18 protein-coding genes and 1 pseudogene are annotated in these 17,800 nt (G+C 49.6%); 18 read left to right on the forward strand and 1 reads right to left on the reverse strand.

The features are described from left to right. Positions 1-76 precede the first annotated feature (76 nt). The 9 genes and pseudogenes from gltX to CAFE_RS00420 all read left to right on the forward strand — a co-directional run bounded on the left by gltX (position 77) and on the right by CAFE_RS00420 (position 9,481). Positions 77-1,546, forward strand: a complete 1,470-nt coding sequence (gene gltX / locus CAFE_RS00380; protein ID WP_156989464.1) for a glutamate--tRNA ligase — start codon at positions 77-79, stop codon at positions 1,544-1,546. Beyond that, positions 1,546-3,234 carry a glutamine--tRNA ligase/YqeY domain fusion protein gene (locus tag CAFE_RS00385; protein ID WP_156989506.1) on the forward strand — a complete coding sequence of 563 codons (1,689 nt, stop codon included), beginning with the start codon at positions 1,546-1,548 and terminating at the stop codon, positions 3,232-3,234. Before gltX ends, CAFE_RS00385 begins: the two co-directional genes overlap by 1 nt. 387 nt (positions 3,235-3,621) lie before the next feature. Next, a pseudogene (locus CAFE_RS00390) lies at positions 3,622-4,398 on the forward strand (C39 family peptidase); the annotation flags it as partial. 116 nt (positions 4,399-4,514) lie between these two features. Then, on the forward strand, positions 4,515-5,771 hold the full coding sequence (locus CAFE_RS00395) for a hypothetical protein (RefSeq protein ID WP_156989465.1): 1,257 nt from the start codon (positions 4,515-4,517) through the stop codon (positions 5,769-5,771). A gap of 263 nt (positions 5,772-6,034) precedes the next feature. Beyond that, positions 6,035-6,628: a hypothetical protein gene (locus CAFE_RS00400; protein ID WP_156989466.1), complete on the forward strand. Its 594-nt coding sequence runs from the start codon at positions 6,035-6,037 to the stop codon at positions 6,626-6,628. 79 nt (positions 6,629-6,707) lie between these two features. Beyond that, the gene (locus CAFE_RS00405) at positions 6,708-7,010 is read left to right on the forward strand and encodes a hypothetical protein (protein ID WP_156989467.1); all 303 of its coding nucleotides are present in this window, start codon (positions 6,708-6,710) and stop codon (positions 7,008-7,010) included. A 625-nt stretch (positions 7,011-7,635) separates the two neighbouring features. Further along, positions 7,636-7,923: a hypothetical protein gene (locus tag CAFE_RS00410; RefSeq protein ID WP_156989468.1), complete on the forward strand. Its 288-nt coding sequence runs from the start codon at positions 7,636-7,638 to the stop codon at positions 7,921-7,923. 78 nt (positions 7,924-8,001) lie between these two features. Then, positions 8,002-8,457, forward strand: a complete 456-nt coding sequence (locus CAFE_RS00415) for a hypothetical protein (RefSeq protein ID WP_156989469.1) — start codon at positions 8,002-8,004, stop codon at positions 8,455-8,457. 541 nt (positions 8,458-8,998) lie between these two features. Continuing rightward, on the forward strand, positions 8,999-9,481 hold the full coding sequence (locus CAFE_RS00420) for a hypothetical protein (RefSeq protein ID WP_156989470.1): 483 nt from the start codon (positions 8,999-9,001) through the stop codon (positions 9,479-9,481). A gap of 80 nt (positions 9,482-9,561) precedes the next feature. Here the strand turns inward: CAFE_RS00420 and CAFE_RS00425 are convergent, their stop codons facing one another. Further along, a complete protein-coding gene (locus CAFE_RS00425; protein ID WP_066643344.1) occupies positions 9,562-10,539 on the reverse strand; it encodes a biotin--[acetyl-CoA-carboxylase] ligase in 978 nt (325 codons plus the stop codon). A gap of 161 nt (positions 10,540-10,700) precedes the next feature. Here CAFE_RS00425 and CAFE_RS00430 point away from each other — a divergent pair, with 161 nt between their 5' ends. The 9 genes from CAFE_RS00430 (at position 10,701) to CAFE_RS00470 (ending at position 17,788) form a co-directional block, all read left to right on the forward strand. After that, on the forward strand, positions 10,701-10,898 hold the full coding sequence (locus tag CAFE_RS00430) for a DUF951 domain-containing protein (protein WP_066643347.1): 198 nt from the start codon (positions 10,701-10,703) through the stop codon (positions 10,896-10,898). Between the two features lie 42 nt (positions 10,899-10,940). After that, a complete protein-coding gene (gene prfA / locus CAFE_RS00435) occupies positions 10,941-12,032 on the forward strand; it encodes a peptide chain release factor 1 (protein ID WP_156989471.1) in 1,092 nt (363 codons plus the stop codon). A 1-nt stretch (position 12,033) separates the two neighbouring features. Next, positions 12,034-13,056, forward strand: coding sequence for an L-threonylcarbamoyladenylate synthase (locus tag CAFE_RS00440; RefSeq protein WP_156989472.1), 1,023 nt, complete (start codon positions 12,034-12,036; stop codon positions 13,054-13,056). Beyond that, positions 13,049-13,663, forward strand: coding sequence for a dephospho-CoA kinase (coaE, locus tag CAFE_RS00445; RefSeq protein ID WP_066643355.1), 615 nt, complete (start codon positions 13,049-13,051; stop codon positions 13,661-13,663). The genes CAFE_RS00440 and coaE overlap by 8 nt, the downstream gene beginning before the upstream one ends. Continuing rightward, positions 13,650-14,222 carry a lytic transglycosylase domain-containing protein gene (locus tag CAFE_RS00450; RefSeq protein ID WP_066643358.1) on the forward strand — a complete coding sequence of 191 codons (573 nt, stop codon included), beginning with the start codon at positions 13,650-13,652 and terminating at the stop codon, positions 14,220-14,222. The genes coaE and CAFE_RS00450 overlap by 14 nt, the downstream gene beginning before the upstream one ends. Before the next feature lie 14 nt (positions 14,223-14,236). Next, complete coding sequence (locus CAFE_RS00455) at positions 14,237-15,637, forward strand: aminopeptidase (protein ID WP_066643360.1); 1,401 nt, start codon at positions 14,237-14,239, stop codon at positions 15,635-15,637. A 213-nt stretch (positions 15,638-15,850) separates the two neighbouring features. Continuing rightward, positions 15,851-16,249, forward strand: a complete 399-nt coding sequence (locus CAFE_RS00460) for a response regulator (protein WP_066643367.1) — start codon at positions 15,851-15,853, stop codon at positions 16,247-16,249. After that, complete coding sequence (locus CAFE_RS00465) at positions 16,224-16,847, forward strand: chemotaxis protein CheC (protein WP_066643376.1); 624 nt, start codon at positions 16,224-16,226, stop codon at positions 16,845-16,847. The genes CAFE_RS00460 and CAFE_RS00465 overlap by 26 nt, the downstream gene beginning before the upstream one ends. Then, complete coding sequence (locus CAFE_RS00470) at positions 16,847-17,788, forward strand: GGDEF domain-containing protein (RefSeq protein ID WP_066643378.1); 942 nt, start codon at positions 16,847-16,849, stop codon at positions 17,786-17,788. The genes CAFE_RS00465 and CAFE_RS00470 overlap by 1 nt, the downstream gene beginning before the upstream one ends. Positions 17,789-17,800 lie beyond the last annotated feature (12 nt).

Consider the following 17,800-nt stretch of genomic DNA (forward strand, 5'->3'; position numbering starts at 1 on the left):
ATCCCGCCGAAATTTGGTATAATCTACAATCAGAATCTTTCATGGCAGTGAACGAAAAAGCAGGAGGGTGTGACCCATGCGGGAGAAAGTCAGGACTAGATTTGCCCCCAGTCCCACCGGCATGATGCATGTCGGGAATCTGAGGACGGCATTATTTGAATATTTAATTGCGAAATCCGCCGGCGGGGATTTTATCCTCCGCATCGAGGACACGGACCGCGAACGGTATGTGGAAGGCGCGCTGGACATTATTTACCGCACGCTTGACATGGTGGGACTCAAACATGACGAGGGCCCGGATCTCGGCGGCGGCTACGGCCCCTATGTACAGAGCGAACGAAAAGACTTGTACCGGAAATATGCGGAGCAGCTGGTGTCGGAGGGCAAAGCCTACCGCTGTTTCTGCACCAAGGAACGTCTGGAATCCCTGCACGAATCCAAGGAGGAAAACGGCGGCGGCTACGACCGTCATTGCCGAAATCTGTCGGCCGAGGAAGTGGGACGGCTTCTGGCCGCAGGAACACCCTATGTGATTCGTCAGAAGATGCCGATTGAGGGTTCCACCACGTTTGACGATGTGGTATACGGTCCGATCACGATTGAAAACAGGGAATTGGAAGACCAGATTCTGCTGAAATCCGATGGTTACCCGACTTATAACTTCGCGAACGTCATCGATGACCACTTGATGAAAATTACCCATGTGGTGCGCGGCAGCGAATACCTGTCCTCTACGCCGAAGTATAATCTTCTCTACGAGGCGTTCGGCTGGGATGTGCCGACTTATGTGCATTTGCCGCTGATTATGGGTAAAAACGCGGACGGAAGCGTTTCCAAGCTCTCGAAACGGCACGGTTCCACCGGCTTCCATGACCTGATTGAAGAAGGCTACCTTTCCAGGGCGATTGTCAATTACATAGCCCTGCTTGGCTGGTGCCCGAAGGACAACCGGGAGCTGTTTACGCTTGAGGAGCTGGTCGAAAATTTCTCCATTGACGGAATCAGCAAATCGCCGGCGGTATTCGATTACGACAAACTGCTGTGGTTCAACGGGGAAATCATCCGCGCCATGCCGCGGGAAGAGTTCTTGGAAAACGCGATGCCTTATTTTCGGCAGCTGTTCCCGCAGGGCGATTATTCCTGGGATGTGCTGGCCGGGGTTCTGCAGCCGCGCGTGACCAAATTCAGCGATATTCCGGGTATGATCGGATTTTTAAAGGAACTGCCCGATTATCCGGTCGACGATTATATCAATAAAAAGAGCAAGACAAATCTTGAAAACAGTGTGGCCATGCTGAAATCCGCGATTGCGAAGCTGGAGGAGCTTGGCGACTGGACGATGGAGCCAATCCATGATACCCTGATGGGGCTTGCACAGGAACTGGGGGTTAAAAACGGAACGCTGCTCTGGCCTGTGCGCATCGCGGCGGCCGGAACCAAGGTAACCCCCGGCGGGGCGATCGAAATTCTGTGTTTCCTTGGCAAAGAGGAAGCGCTGCGCCGCCTGAACGTCGGTCTTGAAAAACTGAACAAGGAGTCGGTATGATGAGCGAAGAGATCAAGAGCGCGGAAGAAACCGAAAGCGCCGGAAATTTTATTCATACCTTTGTCAAAGAGGATGTTGCCCCGGGCGGGCGCTTTGAGGGGAAGACGGTTCACACCAGGTTTCCCCCCGAGCCGAACGGATATCTGCACATCGGGCACGCCAAGGCAATCTGCATCGACTTTGGAACGGCGGAAAAATTCGACGGGCTGTGCAATCTGCGCATGGACGATACCAATCCCACAAAAGAAGACGTCGAATATGTCGACGCCATCCGCGAAGATATTCAGTGGCTTGGCTTTTCGTGGGACGACCGCTTTTATTACGCCTCCGACTATTTTCCGAAGATGTATGAACTGGCGGAAAAGCTGATCCGCGAGGGATTCGCCTATGTCTGCGAGCTGACGCAGGAGCAATTCCGGGAATACCGCGGTGACCTGACGCATCCGGCGCGCAGCCCGTACCGCGACCGCCCCGCGGAAGAAAGCCTTGATTTGTTTCACCGCATGCGGGCGGGCGAGTTTGAGGACGGGCGCATGACGCTTCGCGCGAAAATTGACCTGACCTCCGGCAACTTTAACATGCGCGACCCGGTGATTTACCGCATCAATCACATGGCGCACCACCGCACGGGAACCGAATGGTGCGTCTACCCGATGTACGATTTCGCGCACCCGATCGAGGACGCCGTCGAGGGAGTCACTCACTCGCTGTGTTCGCTGGAGTTTGAGGATCACCGCCCGTTGTACGACTGGGTGATCGAGCATATCAATCTTCCCGCGAAGCCCCGCCAGATTGAGTTCGCGCGCCTTGGCATCAACAATACCGTCATGAGCAAGCGCAAACTGCGGCAGCTGGTTGAAAACAACTACGTTTCCGGGTGGGATGACCCCCGCTTGCCGACCCTCTGCGGCCTGCGCCGCCGGGGGTACACGCCGGCTTCCATCCGCAATTTCTGCGAACGGATCGGCGTCGCGAAAGTAAATTCCACCGTGGAATACGGTTTTCTGGAGCATTGCCTGCGCGAGGACCTGAACGAGAACGCCCGCCGCGCCATGGCGGTTCTGGATCCGGTCAAGCTGGTTCTCACGAATTATCCGGAGGATAAAACCGAACGGTTCGACGTAGAGAATAATCCGGAGCGTCCGGAGGCCGGCACCCGTCCGGTCAGCTTTTCACGCGAGCTGTGGATTGAGCGCGAGGACTTTATGGAAGTCCCCGAAAAAAAGTATTTCCGCTTGTTCCCCGGAAACGAAGTGCGTTTAAAAACCGCTTATGTGGTGAAATGCACCGGCTGTGAAAAAGACGAAAACGGCAATATTACGGTGGTATACGCCGAATATGACCCGGAAACGCGCGGCGGCAATACGCCGGACGGCAGAAAAGTAAAAAGCACCATCCATTGGGTGGACGCCAAAACCTCCGTGGATGCGGAAGTCCGTCTGTATGACAGCCTGTTTACCGTTCCGGACCCGGAGGCGGGGGATTTTCTGGAAGAGTTAAACCCCAATTCCCTGAAAGCGCTTAACGGCTGCAAGGTGGAGCCCTGGCTGGCGGAAGAGAAGGCGCCCGCCGCGTTCCAGTTTCTGCGGCAGGGCTATTTCTGCTTGGACAGCCGCGACAGCAAACCGGGGCACCCGGTGTTCAACCGTTCCGTTTCGCTCAAAGACGGCTTTAAAAAGAAAAAATAAATTTTCTCAATAGCAGCGCCCGGTGTGGTTTAAAAACGCACCGGGCGTTTTTGCTGTGCTTACGAAAGAGTGAAGACTTAATAAATGTCAGTATCCGCTGACAAGAACTTTTATTTGTTAATGATTTTAAATCCAAAACATAAAAATTAAGTGATTTTACAAAATATTCAAATTTTAAATTAAAACAGTGTAACAAAACAAGAACCGCAGGTGTTATATGAACGGAACAAAAAATTCCAAGGAAAAAACAGGAACTTTCCAATGCGCATGGGAAGAAATAAAAAAGAAAGAGGATGATACCGATGGTTCCCGACAGCAGGGAAGAATCTCCCCAAGCGACCTCCTTTTGTACGCCTGTCAATCAAAACAAAATTAGGAGGTAGAAAAATGTTAAAGACTTGGAAAAAAGCGATCAGCCTGGTTCTGGTTTTTGCCCTGTCCATGATGGTTTGTGTGCCCGCGTTCGCGGAAACGTCCAGTAAAAAGTCTTCCGCGAATAAAGAAAAACGTGATTTCGATGGAACACTGATATTGGATAAGTACCCGGTCATGCCTGGCGAAATCGAAAAGAAAGCGTTTGCAAAGGTATATCAGGATTATCAAGAAGGAAACGCATCCCAAGCTGATATTGAAAAAAAATTAAAATCTTTTTATATTGCTGTCGGAGATACTGAAAATGCGCGAAAAGTATCCGGCTTATCTCTATTTCCGGCAATAAGAAAAGAATTAACAGCGTCCGCAGATAAGTACATTTCCGATTTGTATCAAATTTCCCAAGAAAAAAATTATTATTGCGGTCCTGCTACAGCAGAAGCAATTTTAGAAGTATTTGATGTCGATATGACACAGTCTGAGCTTGCTTCAAACGATAATCTCCAGACAGAAAAGTTTCAGTCAACCCCATGGTATGCTGATTCGGTGAATCAATACGTTATGAAAAATGTATTAAATAAATATGCCGATACTTCTTGGTATGAGCCAGAGTCAGCTCCAAGCAGCAGCGATTTGAAAAGCGAGATAAGAACTGATGTTGACAGCGGTCACGGCATTGCCGCTAATTTTAATTTTAAAAAAGGTGAAAAGCGACCTAAAGGCTATATAAGTGGAAACCTGGGACATTGGGTTGCGATTGACGGATATTTGAATAATGGGGACACGATTCACTGGGCCGAACCGATTTATGGTGCAAGTTCCGTCAAATGGTCAGATAATATTAAATCCCCTTATTTGACAGCATCTGCCTCCGACTTTTCAGAATATGTTCAAAGAAGAGGAATTATATGGTAAATAAGGCGGGATGTTTTTTTGCAGCATGTCTTTTGCTGGTCCTGTCTGGGTGCGGGAGAAAGGTGGAAACACCTTCCTCCCAAGCCCCCATCTCATCAGCCGCCTCTGAAGAAGTTTTGTCTTCTCGGTCCAACCCCCAGTCATCGCAAGGCCCTTTGTCAACGGAATCGGAGGTAAAAGGAACGATCCAATCGGAATGGGGGAATATACCCGTTATTAATTTGAACTTCTATGATGAACTCTGCCTTTCCATATCCGAAACGGGTGATCTGTTATATGTTGATCCTAATGAAACACTTGTTGTTCATAATTTAAATACGGGCAAAGAGACGCATATCGCTTCCACAAAAGGGCCAACCAACATCACATATGGCTGTATCAACGACAATTGGGTCGTTTGGAAACAAAACCTCGGCGAGGATAGTATGGCGGATCCCAATTGCGAAATCTATGCGTATAATAGAAAATCCAACAAAACAAACCGGATATTTAAAACGGCAATGGATCAAAACGGCAACCCCATTTCAGGGAATCAGCCGACCCCCTCCCTGAAAGACGACCGTGTTCTTCTGGATCATGTGACTCAGGTGGATGCGGACAAAAACTATACCATAGAAACCTACGAATACGATCTGAAAACCGGTCATAAAAAAACGATTGCTCAACAGTTCGCGGTTCCAAAATTTGGGGAAACCGGGGTTTTCGGTCTGTGTAAAGATGAGTCAAGCAATCCTGAACTGAATTACAGCGTCATCAACAAGCTGAAAGGCAGTCAAAAAAAGCCTTGCATGAAACAAGGAGTTCGAATCTATGATTATGCGACCGATGGCTGCGATTCTGTCATGTACGTATCCCAATCTTTTCAAACAGGAGCTTCACCAAAAGAAACGTTGCTGCTGATGGATCTGCATTTAGTAGAAAACGGGGTTGAAACGCTGGTCCGAAAAGAGAAACCCGATTATTCGAATATGGGTTATTCATGGCCTTGCCTGAGTAAACGGATTGCCCTGTGGCGATACGGGCAAAAGGCCATCGCGTTTGACCGGCTGCTTCGCAGAACCGTTGATTTATCGCCGGGTGAAATTGATTTTACGAGCGGATTTTTCACGAACAATCATTATCTGTGTTGGTCCCATATGTCTAGGGAAAGCATCCAAGCAGATAAGGATGAGACTGATTTACTGAGTATTATACGGATTGATGATTTGCCAACGAAGGCCGAACATGCCGTATCAGCGGGGACTTCATGATCAATGGAAATCTACAGTTGTTAACAAAGGGCGGTTCTCCCTGTGACGGAACCACTCATTTTTCAAACAGCAACGACTGTAACGCCGATTCGCATTATCATAAATTCACAACAGTCATATGATTTTTCTCTTTCACTACCAACAAAAGACTCTGAAATTGACCTCTCTATTCAAAACAAGGACCTCAGGTGTTCTGTGAACGGAACAAAAAATCCCAAGGGAAAAACAGGAGTCCACACTTGTTAAGTAAAGGGAAAAGCTGAATGATGAAAAAAGCAGTTATTGTCCTGTCAATTCTCTTTTTGGTCGGGTTAGGTACCGCCTGCCAATCTTCTTCCTCTGAATTCGCCGCAAATAGGGTTTCGGAAACTCATTTACAAGAGGCTCTCATCAATTCATTTAACCTTCAATGGTTTGAGGACTGCTGCCGATTTCAGGATATGGTAAAAAAGATAGCGGAATCGTCCTCCGGCGACAAGAGATCGGCAGATTATCTTTTGGGTTATATCGATTGCGATACCAAAGCTCAGCCAAGGTATATCAAAATTATTTACACGAGCCAAAAAGGACTGAACGAACCGGTTCTTCCTCAGGAGCTAAACTCACGATTTGCTGATTTTTTCAACGCAAAGGCGGCTTATCAAAGGAATTTAAAAAAAGTCCTGCAGGAGAAAGGTCAATTCCCCACAGACCGTTCCTTTCAGCAAAACACTGAAACATTAGTTTCTCTCTCGGACAGTTTATTTGTTAAAACAAAAGACATCGGCAAGGGAGACAGTCTTACGAAATTCCAAACGACATTAAAAAAAGCAACGGAATGTCTCAATGCAGCTTTCCCCGACTCTACTTCAAAGTAGTGACCCCAAACAATAACAGCGGGCCGTCAGAGAAAAGCTGTTGGCCCGCTGATTTTTACAGGAAAGGGGGTTCGGATTAATGAAAAAGCTTTTCATAAGAGTAGTTGGACTTGCGCTGCTGTTCTTTAATATGATGTATTGTGCCGATACGGTACAGTCAATATGGGTAACAGAATATGAATGGGTTGCTTTCCTGGGTACGGGAAGAAGTTTAGTGGATTATATTCATCCGTTTACATTTTTTGCCGTCATCGTCAATTTTGGCATTGCAATCTATCTTCTGTATCTGTCCAGAGGGAAGCAGAATGGCAAAGCCGATCACGATTGTTCCGAGAAGCAGCAGATCAGCGAAGACAGGGACAAGGAAAAAATTCAAAAATAGGTAAAAAATCCTGACGTAAACCTGCGCCGGGATTTGCCGTTTCTTTGTTCCACGTTTATATAGCTTTTTGAAAAAGGAGGAAGCAAAGCTTTGCGAAAGAACATATGGATGATAATCTCTCTTTTTGCGGCGCTGCTTTGGATTGTAACACTGTTCCGGATGATCTGCTACACGCAGGGATTTCGGGCCGCGGCTAAGGAAGCGGGCAGGCCGCCGGATTTGGCTTACCGGCTGAGCGAACTGGGCTTCAATGTGCTTTTCGGTCTGTTCCTGCTGTTTCTGGGCTGGTTCCTTGCATACGGTTTCGCAAGGCTTCGCTTCGTCCTTCCTGCTGTTTTCACGGTTTTGCTGATTTCCGCTCTGATCGAATTTGCCTTCACTCCATGGAGCCGTGCTCCGTGGATTTTTGAAGGGCTGCGTACAATTGGCGCGATTTTCTGGTGCGGAGCAGCTCGGTTTGCTTTTTGGGCGGCACAAAAGCACGGAGATAATCTTCGGCGGAAAAAAGTGGTTGTTTCAGCTTTTTCGGTTTTAGGTGTCCTGCTTTTTTTTCAACAGCTTACTCATACAAATGACAACAGTAAACAATATCACGATTTTTCAAGGATTAGAAACAGGAGTCAAAATGTTTTCCATTCCGATTCAAAGCGATCGTCTTTTCTATCTGATGCTGCTTTTTCTCGCTGGATGGTACACAATCTATGGATTTCTGCGTTTCCGCATTGTTTTCCCTGTTACGCTTGGAATTCTTCTTCTTCCGGCGCTGACGGAATTCGCCTTTCATCCGCTTCACGGTCCTCTCAGCATTTTTGGCGGTATTTTATTTGCGGTTTGCTGGCTTTTCATCATGGCTCTTTATCGGACCGTCTTCCGAAGGACTTCGAATTTAAGTTCCGTTCAGGGAACAGGTTAGCTTTGGGAAGGTACGCTTCCAAAATACAGGCTCACGGTTAGAAAAAAGGGAAGAAAATAATTGCTTGGAGGAATTAACGTGCAAAAATCCAACCGGGGAATCATCCTTGTTTTTTTGATCATTTTAGGGGTTCCACTCGGTTTTTTCCTTTATGGGTATTTTACGTCGGATACTAGAATGTATCAGGATTGGGGTTTCATCGTACCGAGCAATTTTAAAAAGCAATATTCCGTGTCAGAAACCGGCGGCACGGGTGACAGGGAAACATATGAAATTTATGCGTTGAATGGAACAGACACGCAGGGAGATGCACCGTTCTTAGAAAAAATGTCCTCACAAAAAAGCACGGAGATGCAGGAGCAGATGATTGCGATTCTGAAAATATTAGACGTAGATACACAAAAATATCCCAATTTCTCTCATGATTATCAATGGAAAGTTTTAAATAAATCCTATAGTCAAACTAAATTATATATCGTTTTTGACACAAAGTTGTCTTTGATATATTTAGTACAGGATATATGGGCGTCTTAGAATATTAGATAGGCTTTCAATTATAGATAACTTTGCAAAGAAGATTATAAATCGCTTGAAGGAATTGCGATAATGAAAGAAGCGCAGGATGCAGGAATTCTTACCCCCTTATTTAGTAGAGATTGATCTTGATATGTAACGAATGAGTTTTAAACCATGAAAGCCTATTTGATACGCTTCCAATAAAATATGAAAGCAACGCCCGGTTCTATCCGAACCCGGCGTTGCTTTTTACGCTGAAATTTTGAAAATCCATTATAACTCACAAAAGTAAGATATCAATTTTATTGATTGCTACAAATTTAAATTTCTTTTGTAACAAATCGTGTCGCCAAGTGGTTATATTGCTTGATGGAAAAAACAACCAAGGTTTTTAACGATAAGAAGATAATTTGCGGACACGCGCCGCTTTCCCGCCGGAAAGTCCGCGGAAGAGAGACGATTGAATGGAAAGGATGTGATTCCAATGTTCTGATTTCGGCGAAAGGATTTTCTGCTGTTGTAAGCCAGTCAACCGTGGTAAAATCAAGGAGGTAATGAGATGATCAAAACAAAAAGAATGCTGTCGGTTTGGCGTTGGCTTTCACGCTGTCTCATCCTGATTTCAGCAGATAAGACGATGTGGTTTCAAACCCTTCTGACCGGAGGTCGGGGGGAGGGCGCGGTTCCGGGGCTTTTCTATGGCCCGTGGAACGAATGCGGCTGTTGGGGCTGGAGCACTTTCAGCTTTAAAGATACTGCAGAGGCCATGAGCCTGTTTGCCGCGGTGCTTACCCCTCTGATGCCGGATAAGGTAACACAGGTTGCCGCGTCGGAAATCGCCGTGGCGTTTCAGGGCCTGGCCTACGTCGGCGGTTCTTCCTATTTCCATGGAGGCGTCCAAAGGACGCGCCGGGAGGCTTATTACCCGAACGGCACGTTCGCATTCTCCGAATACCGCTATGAAATCCAGACTTATTTGGTGGACGACGAAGGGAATACGCATGACCTTGGAACGATCACGCAACTATATCATGTAACTTAACGAAGCCGCAACACGGTTAGGCAGTTTCGCAGTTCATAAAAAAGCGGCGCCCGCGCTGACTTTGCGCTGGACGCCGTCATTTAATGCCCGTAGATCCCCTGTACGCTGACTTCTCCGGCAGTGACGGTTTCCCTTGTTCCGTCTTCCAGTTCGACGATCAGCTCGCCGCCGCTGGAAATGTCCGCGGCGACTCCCTTTACCTGCGCGCCTCTGCGTGTGAATTCGACCTGGCGATCAAGGGAGACGCACAAGCTTTTGTATTCTTCCCAAAACGCGGGGTCTGCTTCGGCGTTTTGTTTCAGCAGAGTTTCAAACTGAATCAGAATTTCCTGCAAAAGAGAAACGCGCCGCAGCGGTTTTCCGCCCGCCATGCGGATGGAAATAGCTTTTTCCCTCAGGGACTCGGGAAAAGCCGTGTTGTTTACGTTGACCCCGATTCCGACCGCGACGAATTCAATGCGGTCGACCTCTGCCGTCATTTCCGTCAAAATCCCGCAGACCTTTTTGCTCCCGATGACGACGTCGTTCGGCCATTTGATCCTGGCGTCGCATCCGGAAAGGGAGCGGATGGCTCTGGCTACGGCTAGCCCCGAAAGCAGGGTCGTGACGGAGACGCGCAGCGGCAGGATTCCGGGCCGGAGCAGAACGGTGAACCACAGTCCGGTTCCCGCGGGGGAAGCGAAGCTTCTGCCAAGGCGGCCCTTGCCCCCGGTCTGCTGTTCCGAAACAAATACGCTGCCGTTCGGAGCGCCGGTGAGCGCTCGGCGCTTTGCTTCCTCATTGGTCGAATCGATTGTATCGAAGCAGTAAATATTCCTGCCTAAAAACTCCGTTTCCAAACCGGCGCCGATTTCGGCCTCTGAGTAACGGTCCGGGCAGCTTTCCAGACGGTATCCGCGGTTTGTCGCCGAAACGATGCCGTAACCTTCCTCCCTCAGCGAGTTGATGTATTTCCAAACCGCCGTGCGGGAAACATGTAATTGTTCGCTGAGTTCCTCCCCGGAGATGTACTCTCCGTTTTCACGAAGACGATTGAGAATCTGCTCTTTGGTTCCCATAATAATCCCAGCCTTATCGTTCAGAATGGCTTTATTATATGCCGAACTTGGGCAAACCGCAAGTCGCCTGAAAAACTGCACGGCGGATATTGCCGTTTGGCGAATTTTGGTCTATACTAAAGACTGTGGTCTTTTAATTGCGATGGAAGAGAGGTGCGCCCATGGACGTCAGACCGGGAGACGTACTTCAGATGAAGAAGCCGCATCCGTGCGGATGCAATACGTTTCTGGTGCTGCGCTCCGGCATGGATTTTAAAATCCGCTGCCAAAAATGCGGCCATGAAATTATGGTTCCGCGTTTGAAGTGCGAAAAGAATATTAAAAAAATCATCCGGGAAACCAGCCAGGATGAGTTATAGCTCTCCTTTGGATTCACTGCTTAAAAACAAAGGAGAATTGTGATGTTTGAAAACTTGACGGTCTTTGAAAAACGATATGAAGAATTGAACCGGAAATTATGTGACCCGGTCGTGGCGTGCGACCCGGAGCAATCGAGGGAACTGATGAAAGAGGTCCGTTCCATCGAACCGATTGTGGAAAAATACCGCGAATTCCGGAAAACCGAGGAAGCGGAAGACGAAGCGAAACAGATTCTGGAGGATGAGTCCGACCGGGAGCTTCGGCATATGGCGGAAGAAGAAATCAGCACGGCGCGCGCGGACCGCGAACGCATCGGCGAAGAGCTGAAGCTTCTGCTGCTTCCCCGCGACCCGAACGATGAAAAAAACGTCATTGTTGAAATTCGCGGCGGAGCGGGCGGGGAGGAAGCCGCCCTGTTCTCCGGCGTTCTGTACCGTATGTATAGCATGTATGCCCAGTCAAGGGGCTGGCAGACGGAAATCATGAACGCCAATGAAACCGAGCTGGGCGGCTTTAAGGAAATCAGCTTTATGATAACGGGCGACGGAGCTTACTCCCGCCTGAAATACGAAAGCGGGGTCCACCGCGTTCAGCGTGTGCCTGAGACGGAGCAGCAGGGACGGATTCACACCTCGACAGCGACGGTTGCGGTGCTGCCGGAAGTTGAGGAGGTGGAGTTTGAACTGGACCCGAACGATCTGAAAATCGACACGTTCCGTTCCAGCGGCGCCGGGGGCCAGCACATCAATAAAACATCGTCCGCCATCCGCGTGACCCATCTTCCCACCGGCATGGTGGTGGAGTGTCAGGACGAACGCAGCCAATACAAAAACAAGGACAGGGCTCTGAAAATTCTGCGCAGCAGATTATATGAAATCAAACAAAAGGAACAGGACGATCAGGTGGCGGCCGAACGACGTTCTCAGGTTGGAACGGGCGACCGTTCGGAGCGGATTCGCACTTACAACTATCCGCAGGGACGCGTGACGGATCACCGGATCGGCCTGACGCTGTACCGGCTGGATGCGGTCCTCAATGGGGACCTCGATGAAATTCTGGACGCTCTGATCGCGGCGGACCGGGCGGAAAAACTAAAGAACTCTGCTGAAAACGGAACAAATTCTGGAGAATAAAATGAAAACAGTTTACCTTGACGCGGCGAAAGGCGAATCGATTGAAACCGCGGCCCATATAATAAGAAACGGCGGCCTTGTCGGTATGCCGACGGAAACCGTCTACGGCCTTGCCGCAAACGCACTGGACGGAAAGGCTGTCAAAAAAATTTTTGAAGCGAAAGGCCGGCCTCAGGACAATCCGCTGATCGTCCATATCTCAGGCATGGAACAGATTGACCGGCTGGTTACAAATCTGCCTGAATCGGCGAAAAAGCTTGCGCGGGCGTATTGGCCCGGGCCGCTCACCATGGTATTGCAGAAATCGGAACTGATTCCGGACGAGGTCAGCACAGGATTGCCGACCGTTGGAATCCGCTTTCCCTCGCATCCGGTTGCGCGGGCTCTGATCACCGCCGCGGATGTCCCTATCGCCGCGCCTTCTGCAAACCGGTCCGGTTTGCCCAGCACCACAACGGCGGAGCATGTGATGCGGGACATGGACGGTAAAATCGACGCCGTCCTGGACGGCGGCCCCTGCGGAGTCGGTGTGGAATCCACAATCGTAACGCTGGTTTCCGACCCGCCGCGGCTGCTCAGACCCGGCGGAATCACACTGGATCAGCTGCGGGCCGTGCTGGGCCGGGTGGACGTGGATCCTGCCGTCATGAACCCTCTGCCAAAGGGGGCGAGACCGCTGTCGCCCGGGATGAAATACAAGCATTATTCCCCGAAGGCGAATGTGGTGATTCTGAGCGGCGGCGAAAAATCTTATTTTGCATTTGTAAATTCTCACGCGGAACCGGGCGTTGCGGCGCTCTGCTACGACGGCGAGGACAGACTGCTGAAGGTCCCGGCCGTATGCTACGGAGCGGAAAAAGACACCGGAGCGCAGGCAAGGGAGCTTTTTGAGGCCCTTCGGCGGCTGGACGATCTCGGGGCAAAAACGGTTTACGCGCGCTGTCCGGCTCCCGACGGGGTCGGCCTTGCCGTTTACAACCGACTGATGCGGGCGGCGGGATTCGAGGTGCTGCAGCTTGATTAAGCCGGTCATCGGGCTGACGGGACCGACCGGGGCGGGAAAATCCACCGTGGCGTCGGTTTTTCAAAAGCTTGGCTGCGCCGTAATCGACGCGGACTTGTTGGCGAGGGAAGCCGTTCAGAACGCGGAGTGTCTGGCGGAGCTGAAAGAGGAGTTCGGGGCGGATCTTGTGAATGCCGACGGACGGCTCGACCGGCGTCTGCTTGCGAAACGGGCGTTTGCCGACCCGGCAAAAACCCTCCGTTTGAATCAGATTACACATCCCGTTATTCTGAAAGAGACGGTGCGGCGGATTCAGGAGCTGCAGAGCGGCGATTCCGTCGCCGTGATTCTTGACGCTCCCCTCCTGTTTGAAAGCGGCGCCGATTCGCTTTGCGACACAAGCGTCGCGGTGACGGCTCCGGCCGAATCCCGGCTGAAAAGGATTATGAATCGCGACGGCTTGTCGGAGGAAGCGGCGAAGGAACGCATGAGTGCGCAGAATCCGAATGAATTTTATGAAAAGCGAGCCGGGCATGTTTTCAGCGGCTCTATCGGTTATGATATTTTGGAGGCAAGCGTCTCTTGCTTGCTGAAACAAATTCTGGGGGAGGAGAATGAAGCGCTCTAAAAAGAAAAAACTCTGGAAGTCACTAGTCCTGCTGGCGGCCCTGCTGATTGCGGCTGCTTTGGCTCTCCGAATCGGGTTCAACCGTTTTGAAAAATCGGTCTATCCGCTTCGTTATTCTGACTATGTCGAAAAGTATGCCGGGGAATACGGGCTGGAGCCCGCGCTTGTTTACGCGGTGATTCGATCGGAGAGCAATTTTGACGCGGAAGCGGAATCCCGGTCCGGAGCGCTTGGCCTGATGCAGTTAATGCCGGACACGTTCAACTGGCTTCAGGAAAGCCAGAACGACCATTATACCGAACAGGATCTTCTTCAACCGGAGGTTAACATCCGCTACGGGTGCCGGTATTTGTCCATGATGGTGACAAAATACGGAGTGCTTCGCACCGCCCTTTGTGCGTATAACGCGGGATCCGGAACGGTGGACGGCTGGCTCAGGAATTCCGAAATCTCGTCGGACGGGAAAACTTTAACCCGGATTCCCTATTCGGAAACAAGAAATTATGCGGACGCCGTTATGAAAAGCTATGAAAAGTATAAAAAACTTTATCAAATATAAAGGAGAGTCGAACCATGGAAAAAAGTGAAGAAATCAAGGAACTGACCAAAAAGCTTCTGATCGACAGAAAAAACGGTTTTGCTAAGGTGCCGAAGGAAAAGGCCGAGCAGGCGGACCGCTTCTGCGAGGGCTACCGCAGCTTTATCGGGCGGGCAAAAACGGAGCGGGAAGTGGCGTGCTTCGCCATTGACGCGGCGGAAAAGGCCGGTTTTGTCCCTTATGAACAGGGAAAGCACTATCAGCCCGGAGACCGGGTTTATTACAACAACCGGAACAGAGCGGTAATTCTGGCCGTAATCGGAGAAGAAGGATGCCGCGACGGCGTGAGGATTGCCGCGGCGCATATCGACTCCCCCAGACTGGACCTCAAGCCCCATCCGCTCTATGAGAAGGACGGGCTGGCGCTGTTTAAAACACATTATTACGGCGGAATCAAAAAGTACCAGTGGACGGCTGTTCCGCTGTCCCTGCACGGACGGGTGGTTTTGAAAGACGGCACTCATGTGGACCTGCGTGTCGGCGAAGAACCGGGCGATCCTCAGTTTACCGTCACAGATCTTTTGCCCCATCTCGCGTCCGAACAGATGCAGAAAACACTTTCCAAGGCGATTGAGGGAGAGAACCTGAACATACTGGCCGGCAGCCGTCCGGTTCGTGTGGAGGAAGGCGAAAATCTGATAAAACTCAACCTGATGAAAATTCTTAATGAGAAATACGGAATGACGGAAGAAGATTTCGTATCCGCCGACCTGGAGCTTGTTCCCGCGTTTGGCGCCGTGGACATCGGATTTGACCGCAGCATGATCGGCGCTTACGGGCACGACGACAGAGTCTGCGCTTACCCGGCTCTGATGGCCGCGCTTCAGATGAAAACTCCGAAACACACGGTTTTGAGCGTCCTTGCGGATAAGGAAGAAATCGGCAGCGACGGAAATACGGGCCTGAACAGCCAGTTTATGCGTTATTTTATCGCCGATCTGGCGCAGGCCGAGGGTCTGGAGGGACGGCACGTCCTCAGCCGTTCGAAATGTCTTTCCGCCGACGTGACGGCTGCGTACGATCCGAACTATGCTGACGTGTACGAGGCGGCCAACTCCTGTTTCCTGAACGGAGGGGTTGGAATGTGCAAATATACAGGCGGACGCGGCAAGAGCGGCTCCAGCGAAGCTTCCGCCGAATTTGTCTCGGAAATCCGGCGCCTGTTTGAGGCCAACGGGGTGCTCTGGCAGATCGGTGAACTTGGAAAGGTGGACGCCGGCGGCGGCGGAACGGTTGCCATGTATGTCGCCAATCTGAATGTTGACGTGGTTGACATCGGAGTTCCGGTATTGTCCATGCATTCTCCCTTTGAAGTCGTTTCCAAGCTGGACATCTATATGACCTACGAAGGAATCAGAGTGTTTTTTGAATCGTAAAAATGAAAGTCTGCCGGGGAAAAGAGAAGGGTTTATTGTCTCTTTTCCCTGCTTTTTTTATTTTTGCGGCAGCTTCCGGCAATGTTAAAATTCGCGCTGCAGCAGTCACTTTCAACGGTTTTATTGACATTGCTTTGTCGCCATGTTATGATTAAGAAAATTGTCTTATTATTTCTTATTGCTTCGATAACTGCTGGAGGCTGAACAAACGTTATGATTCATGTCCTCATAGTGGATGATTCTGTTTTTTCTCAAAAAGTAACCGCTAATTTATTAAAAAAAGTTATGCAGGGTGAGGTTATAGAAATCAGTTTTGCTTCCGACGGGGAGGAAGGCCTGGAGAAATTTCGGAATCTGAAACCGGATTTTATTTTCATCGACCTTTTAATGCCGAAATTAAGCGGAGCTGAACTGGTTCGCATCGTTCAGAAGGAAGGCGGCTCCGGCGTTGTTGTTGTCACCGCGGATGTCCAGAAAAGCGTTCGGGAGGAAATCGAGGCGCAGAATGTTCTGGCTTTTGTCAACAAACCCCTGAATGATGAAAAAATGCGGTTGCTGTGCGACCGGATGATAAAGGACGATAAAAATGGATCGGGAATGCTTTCGTTATGATATTTTAAGCGAGCTGTTTAATATCGGCATGGGGAAAGCGGCGGATATGTTATCCGAAATTGTCCAAAAAAGGATTGCGCTGCAGATACCCAAAATCATAATTCCTGAAACCGAGTCCGGCGAACAGCTCGGCGATCAGTTCTCAGGATTTTTCGATGCGGCGCTGATGGTATCGACGATTTCCTTTACAAATAGCCTGACGGGAAAAGCAAACCTGGTGTTTCCGGCCGATAAAATAAAGAAATTTGTGGCCCTTTGCTCCGGAGAAGGCTCTCTTGCGCCGGAAGACACCGCTTTTACCGATGTCGATTTTGACGTGATCCGGGAAATCGGGAATATTCTGCTCAACTGTATCCTCGGAGAACTTGGAAATTTGATCAATATTCAGCTGAACTATGACCTTCCACAGGTGGCGGTCTATAATCGGATCGATTTCAACAAAGATCTCGACGGTGAAAAAAACCATTCCTTTATGATCCTGTTTGTTACTTTCCTGATCGACGATACAGAAATAGAGGGTGCGGTTATCATTGATTTAATGGTGGAATCCTTTCAGGAGCTGTTTCGTTTGCTTGACGGAATTGAGGCGGGGCTTTAATGGATACGGTTACTCATGAGGTGCTGGATCATCTGAATCTTGGAATTCTCATTGTCGATGAGAAGCTGAAAATATTATTTCAAAACCGCTTTATGCTTCGCTTTATAAAAAGACACAGTGAAGATAGAAAGTGCGGCAGTTTGCCGGAGCTTATTCCCGGTTTTAACAGCCCGTATTTTCAAATTTCCCTGATGGATGCGCTGGAGCAGGGGCATAGCCTTTTTTTTTCCGCCGCCATGCATGAAAAATTAATCGACAGCCGAGAAAAATACAATATCAGGGTAACCCGTTTTATGGAAGAGGACCAAAAACGCCTTCTTCTGGAATTTACGGAGGTGACGGATTCCTTCGAGCGGATTCGTCAGCTCAGAGAAAGCATCAGTCAGCTTCGCCTTCTGAATCAGGAGCTGAAACAGAAGGAAAAAGCCATTCAAAGCCTCGCCTATTACGACCAGTTGACCGGGGTTGCCAATCGGGCGCTGTTTTATGAACTGGCGGAAAAATTTCTCCGCGCGGCGGAGCGGAATCATGAGGTCCTTGGACTCATGTTTATCGATGTGGATAATTTCAAGCAGATCAACGATACATACGGCCATGAAGCCGGAGACAAGGTCCTGGTTCAGGTTGCGGGAATCCTGACTGCGGCAACGCGCAGAAACGATGTTGTGGCCCGTTACGGGGGAGACGAATTTCTGATCCTGCTTCCGCAGATTAACGCACCTGACAATTATAAAATCGTCGTGTCCAAGATTCTTCAGGCAAAGCGGGATGCCATTGTCTGCAATGGGATTTCGGTGGAAATCTGTCTGAGCGTCGGAGTCAGTTTTTACCCGCAGGACGGGGATTCGATCGATCAACTGATTGTAAAGGCAGACCGTGCGATGTATATTGCGAAAAAGCAGGAAGGGGACAACTGGTACTATCCTGCGGAAAATATATGATGATAAAAAACT

Origin of the sequence: Caproicibacter fermentans, from assembly GCF_009746625.1 — a bacterium.
GTDB lineage: Bacteria > Bacillota > Clostridia > Oscillospirales > Acutalibacteraceae > Caproicibacter > Caproicibacter fermentans.

Bases quoted from the DNA above. Each gene is read 5' to 3' on its own strand.
- CAFE_RS00395 (WP_156989465.1), top strand. From the start codon at position 4,515: ATGGTAAATAAGGCGGGATGTTTTTTTGCAGCATGTCTTTTGCTGGTC.
- CAFE_RS00425 (WP_066643344.1), bottom strand. From the start codon at position 10,539: ATGGGAACCAAAGAGCAGATTCTCAATCGTCTTCGTGAAAACGGAGAG.
- CAFE_RS00450 (WP_066643358.1), top strand. From the start codon at position 13,650: ATGAAGCGCTCTAAAAAGAAAAAACTCTGGAAGTCACTAGTCCTGCTG.
- CAFE_RS00430 (WP_066643347.1), top strand. From the start codon at position 10,701: ATGGACGTCAGACCGGGAGACGTACTTCAGATGAAGAAGCCGCATCCG.
- CAFE_RS00400 (WP_156989466.1), top strand. From the start codon at position 6,035: ATGATGAAAAAAGCAGTTATTGTCCTGTCAATTCTCTTTTTGGTCGGG.
- CAFE_RS00455 (WP_066643360.1), top strand. From the start codon at position 14,237: ATGGAAAAAAGTGAAGAAATCAAGGAACTGACCAAAAAGCTTCTGATC.
- CAFE_RS00405 (WP_156989467.1), top strand. From the start codon at position 6,708: ATGAAAAAGCTTTTCATAAGAGTAGTTGGACTTGCGCTGCTGTTCTTT.
- CAFE_RS00385 (WP_156989506.1), top strand. From the start codon at position 1,546: ATGAGCGAAGAGATCAAGAGCGCGGAAGAAACCGAAAGCGCCGGAAAT.
- CAFE_RS00460 (WP_066643367.1), top strand. From the start codon at position 15,851: ATGATTCATGTCCTCATAGTGGATGATTCTGTTTTTTCTCAAAAAGTA.
- CAFE_RS00465 (WP_066643376.1), top strand. From the start codon at position 16,224: ATGGATCGGGAATGCTTTCGTTATGATATTTTAAGCGAGCTGTTTAAT.
- CAFE_RS00440 (WP_156989472.1), top strand. From the start codon at position 12,034: ATGAAAACAGTTTACCTTGACGCGGCGAAAGGCGAATCGATTGAAACC.
- CAFE_RS00410 (WP_156989468.1), top strand. From the start codon at position 7,636: ATGTTTTCCATTCCGATTCAAAGCGATCGTCTTTTCTATCTGATGCTG.
- prfA (WP_156989471.1), top strand. From the start codon at position 10,941: ATGTTTGAAAACTTGACGGTCTTTGAAAAACGATATGAAGAATTGAAC.
- CAFE_RS00420 (WP_156989470.1), top strand. From the start codon at position 8,999: ATGATCAAAACAAAAAGAATGCTGTCGGTTTGGCGTTGGCTTTCACGC.
- CAFE_RS00470 (WP_066643378.1), top strand. From the start codon at position 16,847: ATGGATACGGTTACTCATGAGGTGCTGGATCATCTGAATCTTGGAATT.
- gltX (WP_156989464.1), top strand. From the start codon at position 77: ATGCGGGAGAAAGTCAGGACTAGATTTGCCCCCAGTCCCACCGGCATG.